The following is a 22787-nucleotide window of genomic DNA, read 5'->3' as shown; positions in this document are numbered from 1 at the left end:
TCAGAGCGTAGTTCAGGCCGTTTGAGCCTTCTCCCGACGTCCCGAATACCGCAGGGATACCGTAGTGCTATCGATCGCCTTACCCAGCGCATCGGCCACTCCCCTCAGATCATCGTTGAGCAAGTGCCCGTAACGATCGAGCGTCACGGCCGCCGTCGCATGCCCCAGGAGTCTCAGCGCGACCTTGACGTTAGCGCCTGCACTGATCGCCAGCGACGCCGTGGTGTGTCTCAGCCCGTGCGGTACCAGCCCGTCAATGCCGACGTCTTCACGCGCGTTGTCGAAGGCCCACCGGTACTCACCGAGTGACAGGAACCCACCTTTTCGACTGGGAAACACCAGCACGTTCGGATCGGCGGGCAGCTCAGCCTTGAGTTTCTTCCAGACAGGTTCAGGCACTGGCACGTGACGATCCCGGTTCGTCTTGGTCGTCGACTCGACGATGCCCTTACCGGTGACCGCGGTTGCGGACGAGCGCACCGTCAGCACCCGATCCCCCACATGCCGGCGCCGCAACGCAACCGCTTCGCCGAAACTCAGCCCGCAGTGGCCCAGAACCAGGGTCAGGGCCTCGAAACGATCGGCAGCTTTGGCCAGCATCAATAGCTCGGCATGACTCAGATACCGCCGCTCACGCTCAGCTTGTTCGGGAAGATCCTCATCCCGCTTTATCTCCAGAGCGACGTTCTTCGCGACCTTGCCGGTTCGTTGCGCGTACTTGAGGACAGCGCCGACCAGCTGATGCGCCTGAGTGATCCGGCTTGCCGACAGACCCGCGCCTCGTTGCCCACCATCGACAGACAGAGCGCCCAGCCAGGTCGAGTACAACTCGTAGTCGAGCCGTTTCAGCGGGACCTGTTCCCACTTGGGCAACACCACCGTGTCGAGTAACGATCGATATCCTGCAACGGTTTTCGGCTTCCGATGCTGTTTGTGGTGAACCACTGCTCGGCGACCGAGCCGAACGTCTCGGCACTCTTGCGGGGATCGACATACTCACCGCGCTGAACGTCCGCAGTGAGTCCGTTCAGGTATGCCTGCGCGTCCGGCTTGCGCTGGAAGCTCTTGGTGCGCTCGGCTCCGGTGGCGTCAACCCACCTGACGCGCCAGCGCGAAACCTTCGCCGTACACCGCGGATCTCTCGGTGCGCATCGTTCCATCCGGACCTTTGACGCGCTTGTGCCAGCGGTCGTCGATACCCGCTCGCTCGTTCCGGGTGGTCACGTCTGGACCATACCGCAGTAATCCGTGGCATTCATCCGCCTTGTTCTCGGAACTCTAGCCCGGCGCTATATGCACCGTCGGAGGCCTGCTAGACATGGCGAGTTTCAACCGGCTGAATGCGGAACCGGGCTGTAATGATCCTTGCTGTGGAAGTAGATCTCAGCACCGCATCCCGGGCAGTGGATCCAGTGCTCAAACCGTGCATCGTCGGTGCCACTTCCCTGTTCACGGACCTCGATCAACACATCGGCATCAGCGTTTTTGGGGCAAACGATGCCATCCCACGTACCTGCGGCGACTCTCTTGGTCACCTCGACCCATTTTTTCGCTAGTGGTGTGTATTCGGACACCTGATGCACCCTCCGCTTTCAGACGCCGAGTCTATTCATTCAGACGACGCAGTACGACCGCCAATCTCGTTGGCATGCTTGCGCAACCGTGCAGCGATTTGAGCGAGCCACTCTTTGAAGGTGACTTCCGCACGGGGGTCGTAACAGATGCCGACTCCACGTATCAAGAACTGCGTCAGATCAGGTTCAGATCGGGAGGCGCGCACGTCATCGATCTCTTGGGCCAACGCGCGTAAGGATTCGGCGACAGGGTTTGCGTTGACGTAATTGTCGACGATTCCTTGCCAATCGTCCGCTTCCAGATCCCAGTCCTGGTGGAAGTATGCACCGAGAAACTGTTCCAACTCACTCGAAATCGAACCGTCGTTCATAGCCATCCCCGCATCACGCCGACCAATTCGTCGTCAAACCTGCGGAGGTGCAGTCCCAGGGCCGGTCTCGGTACTACGCAGCCGGAGCCGGTTGGCGATCTCTTTCAACCATTCGCCATACGTCAACGGTGCTGGGCCGTAGTCCACCCCGACTTGACGGACGAGAAATTCCTTTAGCTCCGGCTCCTGACGAGATCCACGGAGCTCGTCAATCTGCTCAGCCAACAGCTGCAGTGACGCAGGAATGGGATCTTCGTCGACATAGTTGTCAACTATTCCCTGCCAGTCGTTGGCTTCCAGGTCCCAGTCCTGGTGAAAATTGGTAGCGAGAAACTGGTACAACTCGGCCGAGATCGACACGTCGTTCATGGCCATCCGACGCTAACCCCGGTGCTCCAAATTAGACACGCCGATCCGCTCTCATCCTCTTGGCGGCTCAGCACCACCGTCAATCGCAGCAGCGTGCTGGCGCAGTCGCGCTGCAACCTGGTTGAGCCACTCTCCATACGAGAATTCTGGTAGCGGATAGTAATTGGCCCCCAAGGTGCGCGTCACAAGAGCAGCAACGTCGGCACCTGCACTACCGGCGTTGAGCTCATCGATCTCTTTAGCCAGCAGTCGAAGAAGCTCTGAGCTCGGTTCTTCGTCACGAACGTAACCGTCGACGATCCCTTGCCAATCATCGGCTTCCAGATCCCAGTCCTCATGGAAGTACGCCCCAAAGAAGTGCGACAAGGATCGTGAAACTGATTGTGAACTCATGGATTAACCATCCCCGTCAACAGATACCATCCACCAGACCCGTCCGTCTTGAGAACCATCTTGACACTTGACCCCGGAACCACACTGTCAGACCCACGCATCAGCACCGATCCACCCTCGAATGGCGCAATCAATTCGAGTTTGCCTCTCGCTCCGTTGGCTATCCAATCATCGAATACACTCTTGTTCTGCTGAACTGCAGCGTTGAGCGCCGACGACGCTTCATCGACCGATGCAAACGTCGATACATTGCCCAGTCGAGGTGAATCAGCCAATCGTGCGGAAAGGTCATCAAACGTTCGTCCTACGTGACGCTCGATGAGGTGCCCGCCGTTGGCTTCACTGCTGTGCAAGATCGCGGTGGCATCCTCAAACCCGAAGTTACCGACGGGCCCCGCGTCGGCACCGCCTCCGCCGTGCGGACCACCTACATCTGGCGTCTGGTCGACATGGGGAGCCGAGGGCGCATCGGGTAGATGATGTGCCCCCGCACTGCCGGCATCCAGGGCGTCATCGACGTGACGCCCGGCATTGAAGGCGTCAGCAGCGTGTTCGAGGCCCTCTGTGACAAACTTGCCACCAGGGATGGGTGCCGCGCCGGCGACGTCGAGCACGGCACCCACTCGATCCTCGACTGAGTGCTCACTCCAGTTGGTGAATACGTCGACGTCGTGGGCGACATCGGGGATCAAACCAAGGCTGCCTTCGCTCAGAGCGCGGCTACCTTCGGCGAATGCCGAAGGCTCCTGTGGAAATGCCTGTACATCGGCATTCTCGGGAAGTGCCGGGATCGGTACCCGCCCCTGACCGACTTCACCGGCCGCCGCGTTGAGATTCTCCAGAACTTCGGTCTGACTCGTTACCTCACCACGCGCATCGAACAAGGCCTGCCCCAGGGCGTCGAGCTGGTCTCGGGAGGTGCCGGCGCCCGCGCCAGCGACCGTGGACTGGGCCAGCGCATCGTCGAGCGCGGCTTGGGCCGACGCCACGCTCTCATGCGCAGCGTCCACCCTGGCCTGCTGATCGCCAATCACCGATGGATCGGCACCAACGATGGGTGCTTCCAACGGATGTTGCGTGTACCGCCGTTCCTCGCCCTTGCCATTTCCGGCGTGCTGATTGAGGATGCGCTCCACCGCCGTTGGCGGTGCTTCGACAGGTTTCCCCGCGATTTCCGACAGCGCGTCGCCCAGGCTTGACGGCTGTTGGTCCTCTACGGCCTTGCCCTCGCCAAGCATCGCTTCTAACGGTGACTCAGCAGCGGCATCGGGGTTTGTAGATTTTTCAGCCGTCCCTTCGGGCACGAGCATGTCCTGCCAGCTGCCCGCAGATTCCTTCGGCAGCGAACCCGCGCCCCCATGCCCTGACGACTCTGCTTGAGAACCCGGGTCCTCAGTCTTGTTGTCCACGAGTCGGATCGTCGGATCGGTCTCACTGCCATCTCGATCACCGTCGAACCGAATTCCTTCCAGTTCAGCGGCGTTCGCTTGAAGCTGCTGCCCGATAAGGGCATCGGTGGCGACGAGCTGCTCAGCGCGCCATCGGATGAACTCAGCGTGCTCGGTCGCAGCGGTCATGCGGGCGGCAGCAGTCTCCTCGTCGTAGGCACGGTTGTCGGTTACCGAGAGGTCCTCACCTACGGTGAAGTCGTCCTGTTCGGCTTCGGCGATCGCATCGAGCACGCGAGTGCGAGCACCCCGGATGTCCTCGCTGCCGCGCGAGGCGATATCGGCAACCTCACGATGCACATCGCCCTGACGCCGTACGACCGACGTATCCGCGGTTACGCGGTCCAGAGCGGCATCTTTGGCGTCACCTTCCCATGTGGTGCCACCGGGCGTCAGGATGTTCTGCCGGTGCTGCTCGAACGCGGATTCCAGTGCACCTGCCACCGTCCGCCAGCGGGTAGCGGCAGCATCGAGGTCTGAACTGTCCCAGGCCTCGACGTCCGACCTGCTGGGTACACCCATCGGTGCGGCCGCAGGGCTCACATGGTCACCGCGATAGCGTCGGCACTGCCCCCGTCCGTCGCGTCATAGCGATCACCTGCGGCAGCGACATCACCGGCCTGACCAGCAATACGGTCAGAGATACGCGCACGCGTGGTGGCACTCGCCGCTTCAAATGCAGCGATTCCCGCACCACTCGGGCGATCACTCACCAAACCGTCAAAGCCATCAGCGAGCACATCAGCGGCGACAGCGATGCTGTCGGCCGCTGCCGACGTCAACCCGCTGGCGTCCACATCCAAGTCTTTTCCCATGTCACCCCCGGAACCATTTGAGGCTACCGCAGCCCACTGCACCCCCCATGCGGCAAAAATCATGACTCACCCCGGCCACTTTGGACCGCCGCGAGATCGCAACTCGGTGGTGAGCCGGCGACAACCTTCGAGGCCCAGCGGGGCATCCGCGTAAGTCACCCCATGACCTCGACACCGCGGTCCCGCGGTGCGATCAGACGCAGTGATGGCACCAACATGACCAAGGCCACCCCAGTGAGGACAAAGGCCACCCACACAGGGCCCAGCTCACCGGACCCCGAAAGCACCACCGCCCCGATTGCCGGGCCGGCGGCGGCCCCGATGTTGAGCGCGACGGTTGCATAAGAACCACCCATGGTGGGCGCTTCGGAAGCCGCATAGAGGACCCGTGTAATCAGGGTGCTTCCGACGGCGAACGCCAAACCGCCCTGGACAAAGACCAGGATCAGCAGCAGGACGGGGTGACCCGCCAGCAGTGCCACGGCCAGCCACCCCAGGAGCAGGATGGGAGCGGCCACGCCAAGAGTCAGGCGAGAGTGCCGATCGGACAGCCGCCCAGCGGCGGTGACCCCGACGAAAGATCCGATACCGAACAGCACCAAGGCCAGCGACACCCACACCTCATCCAGTCCAGCGGTCTCGGTCACGATGGGCGCGAGGAAGGTGAAGGCCGCGAAGGTCCCACCGTTGACCAGCGCTCCGAGCGTCATTGCCAGCAGCAGATGAGGCGCGCGGAGTTGTTCGAGTTCGAGAGCCAACGATGTACCACCGTCCGGCCTTTCCGATGCTGGTGCGGTGCGGGGTCGGATTCCGGCGAGGACACCGATCGCAGCCGGGACGCACAACAGCGCGACTGCCCAGAACGTGGCTCGCCACCCCATTGCGGTGCCGAGCAGTGCGCCCGCGGGGACGCCTGCGACGGTCGCGATCGTCGTACCGGATAGAAGTACCGCGAGAGCACGCCCCTTCTGGTCCGGGGCCACAAGACGGGTCGCGGTGCTCAGTGCGACCGCCAGGAAGCCGGCGTTGGCAATCGCGGCCACTACACGGCTGGCGAACAATACGGGGAAGGACGGGGTGATTGCGGCGACGACGTGACAGAAAGCGAAGACCACCACGCATCCAAGGAGCGCGGTCCGTGCGGGCCACCGGCGGGCGAAGGCAGCCATCGTGGGTGCGCCGACGATCATCCCGACCGCGAAGGCCGACGTGAGCAGTCCGGCTGTCCCGACCGAGATGTCGAGACTCGTGGCGATGTCCGGCACGAGGCCGGCGAGCATGAATTCTGAGGTGCCCATGGCGAAGACCGCGAGGGCAAGCAAGTAGAGGGCGAATGGCATTGGTTACTCCGAGGCTGGAAACGGACAGAAGGCGTCTCGTCACCACGGCCAGCCCGATGAAATAAACCGCCGCTCAAGCTGATTGAAGCTGGGCGGGAAAGCTAGAACCTCAGTGGTTCAGGGGGCTGACGGCGTGACCGAAAGCCCCCACAGTGTCCGATTCAGGGCTCGACATGAGCACCACTCTACTAGACACCCCTGCATACTTTTCCCGTTGTGGCGCGGTGTGTAGGCGTGACGGGTTGATCGTCGGATTCGCAGTCAGGACAGAACCGCCCGCGGACGGTGTCATCGCGGAGTTCGCGTCAGCAGCAAGTCGGACTGCCCGATGCACCGAGGTAGGAGTGCAAGACGTCGGCTTGACGTCGAAGGCGGTCGGCTGCCTCGTGTTGGCGCATCGAGCGGTAGTGCTTTTCCTGCGTCTCATGCTCGCGCAGGAGGTCTCGAAGGATCGCGTGGACGTCTGACATGTCGAGCTCACGTCTGGGTACCTCGGTTGATCCGACTCCGGGCGAGGAGTGCGCGACGCTACCGTCAGCAGATCGCGGCGACTGTGCTTCTGGTTGGACTGCTTCGGCGTTGTCGATCGCGGCGATCATTGTTCGCAGTACTGAGACCGTTTCCGGTTGGCGTGATTTGAGCGCCGCACGGAGGTCACGGCGTACTTCTTCCCGGAAGGCCCAGGAATCCTTCGGGTGTGTCAGGGTGTCGCACCTTGATTCAGGAAGGTGTGGAGGTCGTTGCCGTCGTCCAAGAGACCGTGACCCGCGCCGGCAAGCAGGTTGACCGTTGCCGCGGGCTGCAGGCGTATCAAGCGTGTGGCCGTGTCGTGCGAGTTCAGCATGCGGTCGCGCGCACCCAACACAACGAAAAGTGGTGCGACGATTGCTTTCAGATCATCGTCGGAGAAGACAGGCAGCCTGTCGCGGCGGGGACGATAGCTGCGCTGGATCAGCAGCATGTAATCGATGACGGGGTCGGGAATGCGGCCGGGCCCAAGCGCAATCCGCAGAGCACGACGCGTCCCACGCTCACCGAATGGCATCAGGGCCAGTGCCGCGAGGACGGCGCGGTAGCGTTGACGGCCGATCCCGCCCGGGGCCCGCAGCGCCAATCGTTCGACGCGGCCTGGCCGGCGGATCGCGTAATCCGTGGCCAGCCACCCGCCCAACGACACCCCCACGAAGCCGGCGACATCGACGCCCAGCCTATCGAGGACGTCGTCCAGCCATAACGCATAGGCATCGGAATCGAGTGGCGGCCGCGATGGCGCGCTCAATCCTGGCTCTCCGACGAGGTCGACCATGTACAGCCTGTGGGTCGTTGACCACCGCGACGCATCGGCCTGCCAGATCGCGCTGTTGCTCCCCGCGCCGTGTAGCAATACAACCGGTGGAGCATCGGTGGGTCCGCAGTCCATGACGAAGGTGTCGCCCTCGCGTGTGGCGACGATGCGATGCCGCAGCGGCACTGCCCAGCGCTGAAGGTGCTCGCGGTAACTACGCTCGACTGCGTGCCGGCCAGATGAGGAGCGATAGACGTCGGCGTTCACTTGTCGTCCTGACGTGTCAGGGCGCCGATCAATCCGATGACGGCTGTCGTGGATTCCGGGTCGCCGACGACGAAGACTGTGAGACGGCAGTCAGATTCGTCATAAGTCGAATGAACGTCGAGCTGTCCTGACCTGTTTGAGTTGCTGATCGCTGCAGCAGTGAGATGTGTGGTGATGCGATCCATGGCGAGGCGGTCGACATTGTCGATGTGCACGACGGTAGAGACGTGAGCGTGTGGGCTGCTCGCCGGCTCGTCGGTGACCACACCGACGAAAGCCTGCAGGTCTCGTTCGGTGATGCGGTATTGCTTGCCCATACGCACGGCCGGCAGGCGACCGTCGCGGACGTATCCGCGCACCGTTCGCACGTGCAGTCCGAGAATGTCGGCCACCTGTTCAGGCGAGTACACAGCAACGCTCACATCCACAAACTACTGCAAACTTCCCTATCGTGCTAGTAATGAGGATGTATAGGGACGTAGTCAAACGTCGTTGCCCTTTCCAGTCCACGGTGTGAGGGCACAGATCAAGGGGCCGTCATCGGCCTGCGGAGTGATCCCGTTGATCTGAAGTAGGCTGCACGCGAGCACTATTGGCCGATCTTGCGGCGCGTTGGCACATCTAACGCCTCGCGGGGCTCCGACGACTACGGCCGGACCAGCTGATCTCGGCCACCGTCCACAACGTCATGACCCGCAACACCTAGTTCGGCGCCGGTGGCGCCTTCGGTTCGAACGGGGTGTACCACCACCATTGGGCGCGTTCGCCGGTGGGTCCTTTGCATGGTGGTACGCCGGGTGGGTCTGTGGTGGGTGGGCGCGCCAGTGCCGCGCCGGTCATCGGATCGCCGTCGCGGTCGGTGACGGTGAGTCGCTCGGCGGGGCCGGTGAGGGTGATCGCACCCTGGTGGTGCAGGCGGTGGTGGAAGGGGCAGAGCAGTACCAGGTTCGACAGTTCGGTGGGCCCGCCGTTTTCCCAGTGCGCCAGGTGATGGGCGTGCAGGCCGCGGGTGGCTCCACAGCCGGGCACCACACAGCACTGGTCGCGGTACTCCAGGGCGCGGCGTAGCCGGCGGCTGACGGTGCGGGTGGTGCGCCCGGCCCCGATCGGGGTGCCGTGACGTTCGAACCACACCTCGCAGGTGGCGTCGCAGAGCAGGAACCGGCGCTCGGCGTCGGTGAGGGCGGGCCCCAGATGCAGGGCGGCGATGGGTGTGTGGGCGTGTCGGTCCAGGTCGAGATGGGCCACCACGGTGGTGTGTGCCCCGTGCGGGCGGGCGGCCACGTCGGTATCCCAGCCGGCCTCGACCAGGCTCATGAACGCATCGACAGTGTTGGGGAAGGGTGGCGCCTGCGCGCTGGTCCGCGCACCGGCCTGCTCATCGTCGCTGTCTCCAGCGTCGTGGTCGCGTCTCCAGTCCGCGACCAACGCGTCCCGGTGCGAGGCCACCGCGGCGTCGAACTTCGCGGCCTCCAGCCTCGGCAGCCGGATCTTATAGGTGGTATACCCGTCCCCCTCTACCGACGAGAACGACCGCTTCGGCTCGGGCTTATGCTCGGGTTCGGGCCGGGGTTCCTGTTTGACCGCGGTGCGCAGTTGGGTGACCGTGGCGTACTGCACGAGATTGGCGTAGTGGTCATCGCAGCCCTGGCCGCCGCGCTCGGCTATCACCCCGACCCGATCCAGCGACAGCCGGCCTTCCCGCAACCCTTTCGCCAGCCGGGGAAGCTCGTCCAACCGATGCGCGACCGCGACCATCGTTTCGGCGTTGCGCGGACTCACCCCTGCCTTCCACGCCACCAGCGACTCGATCGACCGGCACCCGGTAGCACCCCACAACGAAGTGCCGTCCGCGGTACCTCTGCCGTCGATCTCGGCGATGATCTCCACCAACCGGCCATCGATGGCGTTGCGCTGCCCGGTCAGCTCCGCAATCTCGTCGAACAACACCTCCAGCCGCGGCGTGACGTAATGCTCGGCGAAAGGTGTTGTCGGAGGCGGCATAACACCATTCTCGCAGAGAGGTCCGACAAAAAATTCGATGTCGTGACGGCACATGAACCGCCCAGGGCAGACCCGTCAGAAAACCCGCGAACACCGTCAAGGTTCCATATGGATCAGGGCATCTCACCCTCGAACCGAGCAGTGTGGAGCAATGCACGCTACCTGCCGCCAGTTGATCGACGGCGTAACACCTTGGGGTTCAGTCGATATCCGTCCCGTGTCCCAGGCCATCCGATCGCTGGGCACCGCCATGACACGCGCCGACCGACAATTGACGGCCGGGCGCATCTCCCCTGCCGACCATGAAGCCAGCTGGCGGCACGTCTATGACCCGCCGGCGCCGGGCGCCCTCGAGGCCGGCGTCCGATGATCGATTTGCTGGCGGCGCTCATCCTGCTCGGCGTACCCGCGGCGATCCTGTTCGCCATACGCTGCGCCATCGAACGTCAGAACCGGAACGACCCCGAGGGCTGACCAGCCACGGGTCAGCTGGTCGGCGGCTCGTATGTCGCCTCGGGATGGTTGCGGGCCCATTCCTCCTGCTGTTCAGCAACTTTGCGATGCATGCGGGACAGCCACCCCAGCCCACCACCGATCAACAGCACCGCCAGCACCACGCCGACGACACCGGCTGTCACCGAACTGTTCGCGAAGGAGAACAACCCGATGACCATCGCGAGCACTCCCAACCCGACGGCGATCAGACCGGGTGAGTTCTTCCCGGCTTTCATCGTCTCGCCGGCATGCTGCCGGTAGGTGCGGGCGTGATCCACCGGGTCTCTCGAATCGTCGGGCATGTCATCCTCCTCACTCATACGCCGGGTACGTCGACTGCTTGAGTACCCGCGCCAGATGCACCGCATTGCGTGCGGCAGCCGCGGTGGTCGAAGCCACCTGCTCGGGGACCTCGTCGAGATCGTTGTAGTCCTCAGACCCCATGGCCGGTCCGTTCCAGTAGGTGCAACCCTGCGCCGGGATGCTGTAGCCGACGTCGTTGAGACCCTGGAACACGTCGGCCACGACCTTGTGCGCCCCGTCCTCGTTGCCGACCACGCTGACCAGCGCAACCTTGCCGGCCATGACCGGTCGGCCCTGGTCATCGGTATTGGACAGCTCGGCGTCCAAGCGCTCCAGCACGCGCTGAGTGACCGACGACGGGTGTCCCAGCCAGATCGGTGTACTGAGCAGCAGAATGTCGGCGTCCAGCACCTTCTGCCGGATCTGCGGCCACTGGTCGCTGTCGCCCATGTCCGCTTCCACGCCGGGCGCGATATGGAAGTCCACACAGCGAACCGCTTCGCATTCCGCACCTTCCTTGCGCAGGGTCTCAAAGACGTGCTCGGCCATCAACTCGCTGCTGGAGGGAGCCGGGCTCGGTTTCAGGCTGCAGACCAGCGCGATCGCGCGCACCGGTGAAGAGTGGTCGGTGGTCATGCCTGCTGAAGTACCCGATGGGCCGGATCCTGAACCGTTTCGCCCCAGCACAGGCCGGGTACCACTTGTGCAACGCGACCACAGCCCCCCGGCGCGTCAATCCAAAGGATCACTGCCTCAGGGAGGTTCATTCATGAGCGCACCAGAAATCAACTCGCCCGGCGACGTCGTCGAATATCTGAAGGCCCAGCACGAGACGATCCGGGAGCTCTTCAACGAAGTTCTCGACGCGGCCGGCGCGGAGACCCGCGACCAGGCGTTCACCCGTCTGCGCACCATGCTCGCCGTCCACGAGACAGCCGAGGAGATGGTCGTGCACCCACGTGTCCGGCGCAAGGTCGACGGCGGAGCACAGATCGTGGACGAGCGGCTGGCCGAGGAGCACGACGCCAAGGTCCTGTTGCGCGACATCGAGGATCTGCCGCGTGACAGTGCGGAGTTCGGCAAGGGCGTGATCCACCTTCAGGCCGCCGTCCTCAAGCACGCCGAGGCCGAGGAGAAGCTCGAATTCACCGCGCTGGAGGCAGAACTCGATGACACCGAGCTGCGCAAGCTGGCCGAGGCGGTCGCGGTCGCCGAACAGATCGCCCCCACCCGTCCGCATCCCGGTATCGAATCGGCCGCCGCCAACTTCGCCGCCGGGCCCTTCGCCTCCGTACTGGACCGGGCCCGCGACGCGCTCGGTGGGGCATTCACGTCCAAGAGTTCCTGACCACATCCGAAGACGCCGAGGGCGCGAAGGTGACCGTCGGGCGCGGTAGCCGCCAGCGGGCGCAACCGTCGTCGATTGCCTCGTCGACGGCCGCCGCGATCGCGGCCAACGCCGATCTGTCACCATCGATCCAGGCCGCCGTAGGCCCGCCGGTCAAGCTGATCCGGGTCAACGGCGGCCCGCCCGCGCGCAGTTGAGCGATCCGCCCCAGCAGTCGCTCGGCGGCCGAACCCCAGTCCGTGGGCGTGCAGCCTGCCACGTCGCAGTGCAATCCGATTACGTCCAGGCAACCCGGTTCCGGCACCGCCGGGCACCCATGGTCGACGTGCACCAGCGTGCCGGGCGGTGCGCAGGAGATGAGCGTGCCGAGCTGGTGTCCGGTCGACACCACGAACCGCTGCACGCCGGCCGCCGCCGCGTGCCTGATGGGCTCGTCGGACCCGCCGCAGCGCAGCACCACCTGAGCCACCGGTACGCCGCAGCGGCTCGCCAGATCCACCTCGGTGGAATCACCCGCGTACACCGTGACGCCGTGGGTGCGCACCCAGTCGGCCACCGCCGGGTCGTCGAGCACCGCTGCGGGCAATCCACACCCGGCCAGCGGCAGCCACCGCCGGATCACCCGCATCGACGCGGGCAGTCGATGCCGCTGCCGCAGTCGAGGTTTGTGCAGAACCGTCATTCCTCCGGTTGTACGTATCCACCCTGCGCGGCCACTGTGTGGTTGCGTAACACTGCCCGAGCACACCGCGCTGCGCATGAAGTCCGTAAAGATGCCCGCAGCGGGTGTAAAGGAACCATCAACACCCAGGTCGGCACCCATTTTCGCGGCATACGTTGACGTCCGCAGACCACCACTTCCGGGGTCGGCGTCAACGACTTCAGGAGTGCTGATCACACCGTGACGACCGCGTTTTCCACCGTCATCTACATCGCGCTGACCGTGGCGGTATTCGCCCTGCTCGGCCTCGTGCAGAGGTTGGTCGAGCGGCTGTGAACCTTGCCAACACCGTCGGCCTGGTGCTGGCGATCCTGATCGCCCTGTTCCTGTTCGCCGCCCTGCTGTTTCCGGAGAGGTTCTAGTGACCACGACCACCGCGGGGCTGCTGTTCCTGGCAGCGCCCGTCGTCGTCCTGGCGGCCAGCCACGTGCCGCTGGGCGACTACATGTACCGGGTTTACAACGGCGAGAAGCACTCCCGCATCGAACGCGGTATCTACAAGCTGATCGGCGCCGACCCCAGGGCCGAGCAGACCTGGGGCGCCTACGCCCGCAGCGTGCTCGCGTTCTCGGCCGTCAGCATCCTGTTCCTGTTCGCCCTCCAGCTCGTGCAGGGCCAGCTGCCGCTGCACCTGAACGACCCCGGCACCGAGATGACCCCGGCGCTGGCCTGGAACACCGCCGTCAGCTTCGTCACGAACACCAACTGGCAGGCCTATTCCGGGGAGTCCACCCAGGGCCACCTGGTGCAGATGGCCGGACTGGCCGTGCAGAACTTCGTCTCGGCGGCCGTCGGCATGGCCGTGGCGATCGCCTTCGTGCGCGGCCTGGTCCGGCGCAGCACCGGCGATCTGGGCAACTTCTGGGCCGATCTGGTGCGCGGCAGCCTGCGAATCCTGTTGCCCATCTCCATTCTCGGCGCCATCGTCCTGATCGCCGGTGGTGTCATCCAGAACTTCGCGCTGCACGACCAGGTCGTCGACACCATCGCGGGCGGGCAGCAGACCATCCCGGGCGGCCCGGTGGCCAGCCAGGAAGTCATCAAGGAACTCGGCACCAACGGTGGCGGGTTCTACAACGTCAACTCCGCGCATCCGTTCGAAAACGCCAACAGCTGGACCAATTTCGTCGAGATCGTGCTGATCTGCCTCATCCCGTTCGCGCTGCCCCGCACCTTCGGCCGGATGGTCGGCGGAAAGCACGGGCGCCGTCAAGGCCTGGCGATCGTCGCCGTGATGGGCACCATCGCGACGCTGAGCGTCAGTCTGCTGATGTGGTTCCAACTGCAGGCACACGGCACCGTGCCCACCGCCGTCGGATCGGCGATGGAAGGTGTCGAACAGCGGTTCGGTGTCGCCAATTCCGCGGTGTTCGCCGCGGCGACCACCCTCACTTCCACCGGCGCGGTCGACTCCTTCCACGACTCGTACACCAGCCTCGGCGGCATGATCACCATGTTCAACATGCAGTTGGGTGAGATCGCACCCGGCGGCGTCGGCTCCGGCCTGTACGGCATGCTGATCCTGGCCATCATCACCGTGTTCGTCGCCGGACTGATGGTAGGACGCACCCCCGAATACCTCGGCAAGAAGATCACCCCACGCGAGATCAAGTTCGCCGCAACCTATTTCCTGATCACCCCACTGCTGGTGCTGACCGGGACGGCGGTGGCGATGGCCATGCCCGGACAACGCGCGAGCATGCTCAACACCGGACCGCACGGCCTGTCCGAGGTGCTCTACGCGTTCACCTCGGCGTCCAACAACAACGGCTCGGCCTTCGCCGGCATCAGCGTCAACACCGAGTGGTACAACACCGCACTCGGGCTGGCCATGGTGTTCGGCCGGTTCCTGCCCATCATCTTCGTGCTGGCCCTGGCCGGTTCGCTTGCCGCGCAGGGCAGGAGACCCGAGTCCGTCGGCACGCTACCCACCCACCGGCCGCAATTCGTCGGAATGGTCGTCGGCGTGACGCTGGTCCTGGTCGCCCTGACCTTCCTGCCCATGCTCGCGCTCGGCCCGCTCGCTGAAGGAATTCACTGATGTCCACCACCACCATCGATGCGGCGAGCACGACTCGACCGCACAACCCTCAGAGGTCCGTCCGGGGCGGGCTGCTGGACCCACGGATGCTGTGGAAGTCGCTGCCCGGTGCGCTGCGCAAGCTCGACCCGCGCACGCTGTGGCGCAACCCGGTCATGTTCATCGTCGAGATCGGCGCGGTACTGGCTACCTGGTGCGCCGTGCTGGATTCCAGCTGGTTCGCCTGGCTGATCGTCGGCTGGCTGTGGTTGACGGTCATCTTCGCCAACCTGGCCGAGGCCGTCGCCGAAGGACGCGGCAAGGCCCAGGCCGACAGCCTGCGCAAGGCCAAGACCGACACCATGGCGCGCCGGCTCACCGGCTCCGGCGGTGAGGAGCAGGTCCCCGCACCGCTGCTGCAACAGGGCGACGTCGTCGTCGTGGAGGCGGGACAGACCATTCCCGGCGACGGTGATGTCATCGAAGGTATTGCGTCGGTGGATGAATCGGCGATCACCGGCGAGTCCGCGCCCGTCGTCCGCGAATCCGGCGGCGACCGCTCGGCGGTGACCGGCGGCACCACGGTGCTGTCCGACCGCATCGTCGTCAAGATCACCCAGAAACCCGGGGAGAGCTTCATCGACCGGATGATCGGTCTGGTCGAGGGTGCCAACCGGCAGAAGACCCCCAACGAGGTCGCGCTCAACATCCTGCTCGCCTCGCTGAGCATCATCTTCGTCTTCGCGGTAACCACCCTGCAGCCGCTGGCCATCTTCTCCAAGGCCAACAACCCCGGCGTGCCGGACTCCTTGTCGCTCACCGGCGATGGTGTCACCGGAATCGTGATGGTGGCACTGCTGGTCTGCCTCATCCCGACCACCATCGGCGCGCTGTTGAGCGCCATCGGCATCGCCGGCATGGACCGGCTGGTGCAGCGCAACGTGCTGGCCATGTCCGGCCGGGCGGTCGAGGCCGCCGGCGACGTGAACACCCTGCTGCTCGACAAGACCGGCACCATCACCCTGGGCAACCGGCAGGCCGCCGCGTTCATCCCGTTGACCGGCGTCAGCACCGAGCAACTCGCCGACGCCGCACAGTTGTCCAGCCTGGCCGACGAGACCCCCGAGGGCCGCTCCATCGTGGTGTTCGCCAAACAGGAGTTCGGTCTGCGGGCCCGCACGCCGGGTGAGCTGGAGGACGCCACCTGGGTCGAATTCAGTGCCACCACAAGGATGTCCGGAGTCGACGTGGGGGATCGCCGGCTTCGCAAGGGGGCGGCCGGTTCGGTGGCCGCGTGGATCCGGGCCGAGGGCGGCACCATATCCCCCGAACTCGGCAATCTCGTCGACGGCATCTCCGCAGCCGGCGGAACACCGCTGGCGGTCGGTGAGGTGCGTGACGGTCAGGCTCGTGCGCTGGGTGTCATCCACCTCAAGGACGTGGTGAAACACGGGATGCGGGAACGATTCGACGAGATGCGCCGGATGGGCATCCGGACGGTGATGATCACCGGAGACAACCCGATGACGGCCAAGGCGATCGCCGACGAAGCCGGTGTCGACGACTTCCTCGCCGAGGCGACCCCCGAAGACAAGATGGCACTGATCAAGAAGGAGCAGGCCGGGGGCAAGCTCGTCGCGATGACCGGCGACGGCACCAACGACGCACCGGCGCTGGCCCAGGCCGATGTCGGGGTGGCCATGAACACCGGCACCTCGGCGGCCAAAGAGGCCGGCAACATGGTCGATCTGGACTCCGACCCGACCAAGCTCATCGAGATCGTCGAGATCGGCAAGCAGTTGCTGATCACCCGCGGCGCCCTGACCACCTTCAGCATCGCCAACGACATCGCGAAGTACTTCGCGATCATCCCGGCACTGTTCGTCGGGCTGTTTCCCGGCCTGGACCACCTGAACGTCATGCGGTTGCACAGTCCGCAGTCGGCCATCCTGTCCGCGGTGATCTTCAACGCGCTGGTCATCATCGTGCTGATCCCGCTGGCTCTCAAGGGGGTGCGGTACACGCCGAGCAGTGCGTCGAAGTTGTTGAGCCGCAACCTCTGTGTCTACGGCCTGGGCGGCATCATCGCGCCGTTCATCGGCATCAAACTGATCGATCTGATCGTCCAACTCTTTCCGGGAATGTGACATGAACTTCGCCAACCTCATCCGCCAGCACACCGCGGCGCTGCGCGCCCTGCTGGTGCTGACCGTGATCCTGGGCCTCGCCTACCCGGTGTTCATCTGGCTGGTGGCCCAGCTGCCGGGCCTGCGCGACAAGGCCGGCGGGTCGCTGATCCTCGCCGACGGGAAAGCGGTGGGCAGCAGCCTGATCGGTCAGCTGTTCACCGACGCCGACGGCAATCCGCTGCCGCAGTACTTCCAGTCCCGGCCCTCGGCGGCCGGTGACGGGTACGACCCGATGTCGACCAGTGCGTCCAACCTGGGGCCGGAGGACATCGTCGACACTGCCGGCCGGACCAGCCTGCTGACCGACGTGTGCGCCCGCAGCCTGGCCATCGGTGATCTCGAGGGCGTCAGCGGCACCCGGCCGTTCTGCACGAAAGACGGCGTGGGCGCGGTCCTCTCGGTGATCGGACCCCGCGACGCCCGCGGCAATGTCACCGCACCGACCGACGTCATCAGCGTCAACCAGATCTGCCCGGCCACCCCGTTCGTCTCGACCTATCGGGGCGTGCCGGTGCGGTGCAATGACGGCTCCGACCACTCCGTCGGTCAGATCGTCCCGGTCCGCGGCCAGGAGAGCGAGCCGGCGGTGCCGGCCGACGCCGTCACCGCCAGCGGCAGCGGCCTGGACCCGCACATCTCCCCCGCCTACGCCGCGCTGCAGGTGGACCGGGTCGCCGCGGCCCGCGGGATCAGCCCCGAGCAGGTCCGCACGCTGGTCGACCAGCACACCGACGGCCGCGTGCTGGGATTCATGGGTGAACCGCGGGTCAACGTCCTGCGGCTCAACCTCGCACTCGACGGTGAGTAGCTTGCGGATCACCGCGACAAATCTAGGTGGATGATGGGCAGGTGACCGACCGACCGAAACGCGGGGAGCTGCGCATCTACCTGGGCGCAGCTCCCGGCGTCGGCAAGACCTTCGCCATGCTGGGCGAGGCGCATCGCCGGCTGGAACGGGGCACCGACCTGGTGGCCGCGGTGGTCGAGACGCACGGCCGCAAGAAGACCGCCGAGCTTCTCGACGGCATCGAGGTCGTCCCGCCGCGCTACATCGACTACCGCGGCTCCCGGTTCCCCGAACTCGACGTCGCCGCCGTGCTCAGGCGCCGCCCGCAGGTGGTGCTGGTCGACGAGCTGGCCCACACCAACACCCCGGGCAGTACCAATCCAAAACGCTGGCAGGACATCGAGGAACTGCTCGACGCCGGGATCACCGTGATCACCACCGTCAACGTCCAGCACCTCGAGAGCCTCAACGACGTCGTCGCCCAGATCACCGGCGTCGAGCAGCAGGAGAAGGTGCCCGACGAGGTGGTCCGCGCCGCCGATCAGATAGAACTGGTCGACATCACCCCGGAAGCGTTGCAGCGCAGGCTCTCCCACGGCAACGTGTATGCCCCTGAACGCATCGACGCGGCCCTGTCGAACTACTTCCGGCGCGGCAACCTGACCGCGCTGCGCGAGCTGGCGCTGCTGTGGCTGGCCGACCAGGTCGACGCCGCACTGGCAAAGTACCGCTCGGACAACAAGATCACCGCAACCTGGGAGGCCCGCGAGCGGGTCGTCGTCGCCGTCACCGGCGACAAGGAATCCGAAACCCTGGTTCGCCGGGCGTCGCGTATCGCGTCGAAGTCCAGTGCCGAGCTGATGGTCGTGCACGTGGTGCGGGGCGACGGGCTGGCCGGGGTGTCGGCGCCCATGATGGGGACCATCAGGGATCTGGCCGCCAACCTGGGCGCCACCCTGCACACCGTCGTCGGCGACGACGTGCCCGCCGCCCTGCTGGATTTTGCCCGGGAGATGAATGCCACCCAGCTCGTCGTCGGCACCTCGCGGCGGTCCCGCTGGGCACGCATCTTCGACGAGGGCATCGGCGCCACCGTGGTGCAGAACTCCGGCAGTATCGACGTGCACATGGTCACCCACGACCAGACCCGCGGGCCGGCCCGCGGCGGTCCCCGGACCTGGCAGCGGCACGCACTGTCCTGGCTGGCGGCGCTGCTGGTGCCCTCGCTGCTCGCCGCCGTCGCCGTGCAGGTGCTCGACCCGTACCTGGGCCTCAGCGGGGAGAGCGCACTGTTCTTCATCGGGGTGCTGGCCGTCGCGCTGCTCGGCGGGGTGGCGCCGGCCGCGCTGTCGGCCGTGCTGTCCGGACTGCTGATCAACTACTACCTGGCCGAACCGCGGCACACCTTCACCATTTCCGAACCGGACAGCGCCATCACCATCGCGGTGCTGCTGTTGGTGGCGGTCGCGGTGGCCGCGCTGGTGGACGGGGCCGCCAAGCGGGCCCGAGAGGCCCGCCGCGCCTCCCAGGAAGCCGAACTGCTGGCGCACTTCGCCGGTTCGGTGCTGCGCGGGGCCGACCCGGTGGCCCTGCTCGAGAAGGTCCGCGAGGTGTACTCGCAACGGTTCGTGAGCCTGTTGCGGGAGAGCACCGGAGGCACCGTTGCGGTCGCCTGCGCGGGCAGTGACCCGTGTCTGGACCTGGACAGTGCCGACACCGCCGTCGAGGCCGGCGACGACTTCTGGCTGGTGCTGGGCGGCCGTAAGCTGGCAGCCCGCGATCTGCGGGTGCTCGGCGCGGTCGCCCGACAGGCCGCCGGCCTGGTGCGCCAGCGGGAGCTGATCGAGGAGGCCGGGCAAGCCGAGGCCATCGCCCGCGCCGACGAATTGCGCCGCTCGCTGCTCTCGGCGGTCAGCCACGATCTGCGCACCCCGCTGGCCGCGGCCAAGGCCGCGGTGTCCAGTCTGCGCAGCGACGACGTCGGGTTCTCCCCGGAGGACACCGCCGAGCTGCTGGCCACCGTCGAAGAATCGGTCGATCAGCTGACCGGGTTGGTCGGCAATCTGCTGGACTCGTCCAGGCTGGCCGCCGGTGTGGTCAAACCCGAGATGCGCCGGGTCTATCTGGAGGAGGCTGTCGGGCGCGCATTGATGGGTATCAGCCGGGGTACCAACACGTTTGGCCGCAGCGGAGTGGACCGGGTGAAGGTGGAGGTCGGTGATGCGGTGGCGCTCGCCGATGCCGGTCTGCTGGAACGCGTCCTGGTCAACGTCATCGACAATGCGCTGCGCTACGCCCCCGACAGTGTGGTGCGGGTCAACGCCGGCCAGATCGGGTCACGGGTGTTGATCAACATCGTCGACGAGGGGCCGGGCATCGCACGCGGCGCCGAGGATCAGCTGTTCGCCGCCTTCCAGCGGCTGGGTGACCAGGACAACTCCACCGGTGTGGGCCTGGGACTGTCGGTGGCCCATGGTTTCGTCACCGCCATGGGCGGCACGATCTCGGCCACCGACACCCCCGGCGGCGGGCTCACCGTGGTGATCGACCTGGCGGCGCCGGAAGGGGAATCACGATGACCCGGGTCCTGGTGATCGACGACGAACCACAGATTCTGCGGGCGCTGCGCATCAATCTGTCGGTGCGCGGTTATGAGGTGAGCACGGCCGCCACCGGTGCCGACGCGCTGCGGGTGGCCGCCGACCACCGCCCCGATGTGGTCATCCTGGATCTGGGCCTGCCCGACATGTCCGGCATCGACGTGTTGGCCGGGCTGCGCGGATGGCTGACCGTCCCGGTGATCGTGCTGTCGGCGCGCACCGACTCCTCGGACAAGGTGGAGGCGCTGGACGCCGGCGCCGACGACTACGTCACCAAACCGTTCGGCATGGACGAGTTCCTGGCCCGTCTGCGGGCAGCCGTCCGGCGCGCCAGCAGCTCGACCGAGGAAGACCAGCCGGTGGTCGAAACATCCTCGTTCACAGTCGATCTGGCGGCCAAGAAGGTCACCAAGGGCGGTGCCGAGGTGCATCTGACGCCCACCGAGTGGGGAATGCTGGAGATGCTGGTGCGCCACCGCGGCAAGTTGGTCGGTCGCGAGGAACTGCTCAAGGAGGTGTGGGGGCCGTCCTATGCCAAGGAGACGCACTACCTGCGGGTCTACCTGGCGCAGTTGCGGCGCAAGCTCGAAGTCGACCCGTCGCACCCCAAGCATCTGATCACCGAGGCCGGGATGGGCTACCGCTTCCAGGAGTGACCGGGCCAGGGGATGATGGGTGGCGTGAGCATCCTCGGCCGTAAACGCGCAGACCTGCGCATCTACCTGGGCGCCGCACCGGGTGTCGGTAAGACCTATTCGATGCTCGCCGAAGCGCACCGCCGGCTGGAACGCGGCACCGACGTGGTCGCCGCGGTGATCGACACACACGGCCGCCCGCGGACGGCCCAGCAGGTGGCGGGCATCGAGGTGATCCCGCCGAAGATCATCGAGCACGAGGGACAACGGCATCTGGAGCTCGATGTCGCGGCGGTCCTCGCCCGGCGTCCGCAGGTGGTCCTGGTCGACGACCTGGCGCACGCCAACGCCCCGGGGAGCCGTCATGCGCACCGCTGGGAGGACGTCGAGGAGTTCCTCAACGCCGGTATCACGGTGATCTCCACCGTCAACGTGCAGCACCTGGAGAGCCTGCACGATGTGGTCGGCCACATCACCGGTGTCACCGAGACCGAGCGCATCCCCGACGAGATCGTGCGGGCCGCCGATCAGATCGAGCTGGTCGACATCACACCAGAGGCCCTGCGCCGCAGGCTCGCTCACGGCAACGTGTATCCCCGCGAGCAGGTCGACGCGGCGCTTCAGGACTACTTCCGGACCGGAAACCTGACCGCCTTGCGGCAACTGGCGTTGCTGTGGTTGGCCGACCAGGTGGACGCCGCGCTGGCCAGGTACCGCACCGACAAGAACATCACCGACACCTGGGAAGCCCGTGAACGGGTGGTGGTCGGGGTGTCCGGGGGCCCCGAATCCGAGACTCTGGTGCGCCGGGCATCGCGGATCGCGTCCCGGTCCGGTGCGGAACTGAAGGTGGTGCACGTCATCCAGGGCGACGGCCTGACCGCCATTTCACCGCAGGAGAAGAAGGCCGTCCGCGATCTCGCGGCCAGTCTGGGCGCCACCATGCACACCGTCGTCGGCGGGGACGTCGCGACCACCCTGCTGGAGTTCGCCCGCAACACCAATGCCACCCAGTTGGTGCTGGGCACATCGCGCCGGTCGCGGTGGGCGCGGATGTTCGACGAGGGCATCGGGTCCGAGGTGGTACAGCGGTCCGGTCGGGTCGACGTGCACATGGTGCCGCACCCCGAATCACACACCGGCATCTCGTGGTCGCGGCTGAGCCCGCGTCGCAGGCACGTCCTGTCCTGGCTTGTGGCGCCGGCGATTCCGGCAGCCATCTGCGGGTTCGCCATGTGGTTACCGGACGCGGCGTTGGGTATCGGCGGGCAGAGCGCGTTGTTCTTCACCGGTGTGCTGGTGGCAGCGCTGGTCGGCGGGCTGGGTCCGGCCCTGCTGTGCGCCGTGCTCTCGGGCCTGCTGCTCAGCTACTTCCTGGTGAATCCGGTGCACAGTTTCACCATCTACGACCCGGACAGCGTCGTCACGATCGTGGTGCTCCTGCTGGTCGCGGTGGGCGTGGCCGCACTGGTGGGCCGGGCCGCCGACCGTGTCGCCGAGGCCCGCCGCGCCGCTCAGGAAGCCGAGCTGCTCGCGGCCTTCGCCGATTCCGCGTTGCGCAATGCCGACCTGGATGTGCTGCTGGAACGCGTCCGGGAGGCGTACTCACAACGGGCGGTGAGCATCCTGACCGCCGGCGGTGACCTGGTCGCCTCCGTCGGCCGCGATCCCTGCACCGACGTCGATGCGGCCGACACCGCCATCGACGCCGCCGACCACGACCACTGGCTGCTGCTGACCGGCCCCACCCTGACCACCCGGGACCGGCGGGTACTCAGCGCGGTGGCCGAGCAGGCCGTGAACATGTTGAGCAGACGCTGATC

25 protein-coding genes are annotated in these 22787 nt (G+C 65.8%); 10 read left to right on the top strand and 15 right to left on the bottom strand.

The window, feature by feature from the left end; genetic code table 11:
• Window positions 1-12 precede the first annotated feature (12 nt).
• The 12 genes from V4U86_RS05300 to V4U86_RS05245 form a co-directional block, all read right to left on the bottom strand.
• Window positions 13-879, bottom strand: a complete 867-nt coding sequence (locus V4U86_RS05300) for a tyrosine-type recombinase/integrase (RefSeq protein WP_395310237.1) — start codon at window positions 877-879, stop codon at window positions 13-15.
• Window positions 880-1089: 210 nt separating this feature from the next.
• Entirely contained in the window at window positions 1090-1224 is a 135-nt protein-coding gene (locus V4U86_RS05295; RefSeq protein ID WP_395310236.1) for a hypothetical protein, read from the bottom strand.
• Between the two features lie 104 nt (window positions 1225-1328).
• Window positions 1329-1574: a hypothetical protein gene (locus V4U86_RS05290; protein ID WP_395310235.1), complete on the bottom strand. Its 246-nt coding sequence runs from the start codon at window positions 1572-1574 to the stop codon at window positions 1329-1331.
• A gap of 35 nt (window positions 1575-1609) precedes the next feature.
• A complete protein-coding gene (locus V4U86_RS05285) occupies window positions 1610-1951 on the bottom strand; it encodes a contact-dependent growth inhibition system immunity protein (protein WP_395310234.1) in 342 nt (113 codons plus the stop codon).
• A gap of 27 nt (window positions 1952-1978) precedes the next feature.
• Window positions 1979-2314, bottom strand: a complete 336-nt coding sequence (locus tag V4U86_RS05280) for a contact-dependent growth inhibition system immunity protein (protein WP_395310233.1) — start codon at window positions 2312-2314, stop codon at window positions 1979-1981.
• A 51-nt stretch (window positions 2315-2365) separates the two neighbouring features.
• Window positions 2366-2707 carry a contact-dependent growth inhibition system immunity protein gene (locus tag V4U86_RS05275; protein WP_395310232.1) on the bottom strand — a complete coding sequence of 114 codons (342 nt, stop codon included), beginning with the start codon at window positions 2705-2707 and terminating at the stop codon, window positions 2366-2368.
• Window positions 2704-4698, bottom strand: a complete 1995-nt coding sequence (locus V4U86_RS05270; RefSeq protein ID WP_395310231.1) for an RNase A-like domain-containing protein — start codon at window positions 4696-4698, stop codon at window positions 2704-2706. The genes V4U86_RS05275 and V4U86_RS05270 overlap by 4 nt, the downstream gene beginning before the upstream one ends.
• Window positions 4695-5033 carry a hypothetical protein gene (locus V4U86_RS05265; RefSeq protein WP_395310230.1) on the bottom strand — a complete coding sequence of 113 codons (339 nt, stop codon included), beginning with the start codon at window positions 5031-5033 and terminating at the stop codon, window positions 4695-4697. The genes V4U86_RS05270 and V4U86_RS05265 overlap by 4 nt, the downstream gene beginning before the upstream one ends.
• Window positions 5034-5125: 92 nt before the next feature.
• Window positions 5126-6310 (bottom strand): Cmx/CmrA family chloramphenicol efflux MFS transporter, encoded by a 1185-nt coding sequence (locus tag V4U86_RS05260; RefSeq protein ID WP_395310229.1) that lies wholly within the window; start codon window positions 6308-6310, stop codon window positions 5126-5128.
• A gap of 700 nt (window positions 6311-7010) precedes the next feature.
• A complete protein-coding gene (locus tag V4U86_RS05255; RefSeq protein WP_395310228.1) occupies window positions 7011-7862 on the bottom strand; it encodes an alpha/beta fold hydrolase in 852 nt (283 codons plus the stop codon).
• Window positions 7859-8284 (bottom strand): helix-turn-helix domain-containing protein, encoded by a 426-nt coding sequence (locus V4U86_RS05250; protein WP_395310227.1) that lies wholly within the window; start codon window positions 8282-8284, stop codon window positions 7859-7861. Before V4U86_RS05250 ends, V4U86_RS05255 begins: the two co-directional genes overlap by 4 nt.
• A gap of 280 nt (window positions 8285-8564) precedes the next feature.
• Complete coding sequence (locus tag V4U86_RS05245; protein ID WP_395310226.1) at window positions 8565-9866, bottom strand: HNH endonuclease signature motif containing protein; 1302 nt, start codon at window positions 9864-9866, stop codon at window positions 8565-8567.
• A 52-nt stretch (window positions 9867-9918) separates the two neighbouring features.
• Between V4U86_RS05245 and V4U86_RS05240 the strand changes: the two genes are divergently transcribed.
• On the top strand, window positions 9919-10236 hold the full coding sequence (locus V4U86_RS05240) for a DUF6611 family protein (RefSeq protein ID WP_395310225.1): 318 nt from the start codon (window positions 9919-9921) through the stop codon (window positions 10234-10236).
• A gap of 115 nt (window positions 10237-10351) precedes the next feature.
• On the opposite strand, the gene V4U86_RS05235 is transcribed toward V4U86_RS05240, so the two are convergent.
• Both V4U86_RS05235 and V4U86_RS05230 read right to left on the bottom strand, forming a co-directional pair.
• Window positions 10352-10663 carry a hypothetical protein gene (locus V4U86_RS05235; protein ID WP_395310224.1) on the bottom strand — a complete coding sequence of 104 codons (312 nt, stop codon included), beginning with the start codon at window positions 10661-10663 and terminating at the stop codon, window positions 10352-10354.
• 10 nt (window positions 10664-10673) lie between these two features.
• Entirely contained in the window at window positions 10674-11300 is a 627-nt protein-coding gene (locus tag V4U86_RS05230) for a flavodoxin family protein (protein ID WP_395310223.1), read from the bottom strand.
• 133 nt (window positions 11301-11433) lie between these two features.
• Here V4U86_RS05230 and V4U86_RS05225 point away from each other — a divergent pair, with 133 nt between their 5' ends.
• Window positions 11434-12012, top strand: coding sequence for a hemerythrin domain-containing protein (locus tag V4U86_RS05225; protein ID WP_395310222.1), 579 nt, complete (start codon window positions 11434-11436; stop codon window positions 12010-12012).
• On the opposite strand, the gene V4U86_RS05220 is transcribed toward V4U86_RS05225, so the two are convergent.
• Window positions 11993-12694 (bottom strand): hypothetical protein, encoded by a 702-nt coding sequence (locus tag V4U86_RS05220; protein WP_395310221.1) that lies wholly within the window; start codon window positions 12692-12694, stop codon window positions 11993-11995. The two genes, V4U86_RS05225 and V4U86_RS05220, sit on opposite strands and share 20 nt — an antisense overlap.
• A 219-nt stretch (window positions 12695-12913) precedes the next feature.
• Here V4U86_RS05220 and V4U86_RS05215 point away from each other — a divergent pair, with 219 nt between their 5' ends.
• Genes V4U86_RS05215 through V4U86_RS05180 form a run of 8 tightly spaced genes read left to right on the top strand, consistent with a single transcriptional unit; the run spans window position 12914 to window position 22785 of the window.
• Window positions 12914-13009, top strand: coding sequence for a potassium-transporting ATPase (locus tag V4U86_RS05215; RefSeq protein ID WP_395310220.1), 96 nt, complete (start codon window positions 12914-12916; stop codon window positions 13007-13009).
• Complete coding sequence (locus V4U86_RS05210) at window positions 13006-13095, top strand: potassium-transporting ATPase subunit F (protein ID WP_395310219.1); 90 nt, start codon at window positions 13006-13008, stop codon at window positions 13093-13095. The genes V4U86_RS05215 and V4U86_RS05210 overlap by 4 nt, the downstream gene beginning before the upstream one ends.
• A complete protein-coding gene (kdpA, locus tag V4U86_RS05205) occupies window positions 13095-14774 on the top strand; it encodes a potassium-transporting ATPase subunit KdpA (RefSeq protein ID WP_395310218.1) in 1680 nt (559 codons plus the stop codon). The genes V4U86_RS05210 and kdpA overlap by 1 nt, the downstream gene beginning before the upstream one ends.
• On the top strand, window positions 14774-16900 hold the full coding sequence (kdpB, locus tag V4U86_RS05200) for a potassium-transporting ATPase subunit KdpB (protein WP_395310217.1): 2127 nt from the start codon (window positions 14774-14776) through the stop codon (window positions 16898-16900). Before kdpA ends, kdpB begins: the two co-directional genes overlap by 1 nt.
• 1 nt (window position 16901) lies before the next feature.
• Window positions 16902-17750, top strand: coding sequence for a potassium-transporting ATPase subunit C (locus tag V4U86_RS05195; protein ID WP_395310216.1), 849 nt, complete (start codon window positions 16902-16904; stop codon window positions 17748-17750).
• A 26-nt stretch (window positions 17751-17776) separates the two neighbouring features.
• Window positions 17777-20308, top strand: a complete 2532-nt coding sequence (locus tag V4U86_RS05190) for a DUF4118 domain-containing protein (RefSeq protein ID WP_395310215.1) — start codon at window positions 17777-17779, stop codon at window positions 20306-20308.
• Window positions 20305-20985, top strand: a complete 681-nt coding sequence (locus V4U86_RS05185) for a response regulator (RefSeq protein ID WP_395310214.1) — start codon at window positions 20305-20307, stop codon at window positions 20983-20985. The genes V4U86_RS05190 and V4U86_RS05185 overlap by 4 nt, the downstream gene beginning before the upstream one ends.
• 15 nt (window positions 20986-21000) lie before the next feature.
• Window positions 21001-22785 (top strand): sensor histidine kinase, encoded by a 1785-nt coding sequence (locus tag V4U86_RS05180; protein ID WP_395310213.1) that lies wholly within the window; start codon window positions 21001-21003, stop codon window positions 22783-22785.
• Window positions 22786-22787 lie beyond the last annotated feature (2 nt).

Source organism: Mycobacterium sp. AMU20-3851 (assembly GCF_043974665.1).
Classification (GTDB): domain Bacteria; phylum Actinomycetota; class Actinomycetes; order Mycobacteriales; family Mycobacteriaceae; genus Mycobacterium.
Note: the sequence above shows the minus strand (reverse complement) of the source record. Positions and strands in the feature narration are given on the sequence as shown.

Bases quoted from the DNA above. Each gene is read 5' to 3' on its own strand.
- V4U86_RS05285 (WP_395310234.1), bottom strand. From the start codon at position 1,951: ATGGCTATGAACGACGGTTCGATTTCGAGTGAGTTGGAACAGTTTCTC.
- V4U86_RS05280 (WP_395310233.1), bottom strand. From the start codon at position 2,314: ATGAACGACGTGTCGATCTCGGCCGAGTTGTACCAGTTTCTCGCTACC.
- V4U86_RS05275 (WP_395310232.1), bottom strand. From the start codon at position 2,707: ATGAGTTCACAATCAGTTTCACGATCCTTGTCGCACTTCTTTGGGGCG.
- V4U86_RS05265 (WP_395310230.1), bottom strand. From the start codon at position 5,033: ATGATTTTTGCCGCATGGGGGGTGCAGTGGGCTGCGGTAGCCTCAAAT.
- V4U86_RS05260 (WP_395310229.1), bottom strand. From the start codon at position 6,310: ATGCCATTCGCCCTCTACTTGCTTGCCCTCGCGGTCTTCGCCATGGGC.
- V4U86_RS05245 (WP_395310226.1), bottom strand. From the start codon at position 9,866: ATGCCGCCTCCGACAACACCTTTCGCCGAGCATTACGTCACGCCGCGG.
- V4U86_RS05240 (WP_395310225.1), top strand. From the start codon at position 9,919: ATGAACCGCCCAGGGCAGACCCGTCAGAAAACCCGCGAACACCGTCAA.
- V4U86_RS05235 (WP_395310224.1), bottom strand. From the start codon at position 10,663: ATGCCCGACGATTCGAGAGACCCGGTGGATCACGCCCGCACCTACCGG.
- V4U86_RS05230 (WP_395310223.1), bottom strand. From the start codon at position 11,300: ATGACCACCGACCACTCTTCACCGGTGCGCGCGATCGCGCTGGTCTGC.
- V4U86_RS05225 (WP_395310222.1), top strand. From the start codon at position 11,434: ATGAGCGCACCAGAAATCAACTCGCCCGGCGACGTCGTCGAATATCTG.
- V4U86_RS05220 (WP_395310221.1), bottom strand. From the start codon at position 12,694: ATGACGGTTCTGCACAAACCTCGACTGCGGCAGCGGCATCGACTGCCC.
- kdpB (WP_395310217.1), top strand. From the start codon at position 14,774: ATGTCCACCACCACCATCGATGCGGCGAGCACGACTCGACCGCACAAC.
- V4U86_RS05195 (WP_395310216.1), top strand. From the start codon at position 16,902: ATGAACTTCGCCAACCTCATCCGCCAGCACACCGCGGCGCTGCGCGCC.
- V4U86_RS05185 (WP_395310214.1), top strand. From the start codon at position 20,305: ATGACCCGGGTCCTGGTGATCGACGACGAACCACAGATTCTGCGGGCG.
- V4U86_RS05180 (WP_395310213.1), top strand. From the start codon at position 21,001: ATGGGTGGCGTGAGCATCCTCGGCCGTAAACGCGCAGACCTGCGCATC.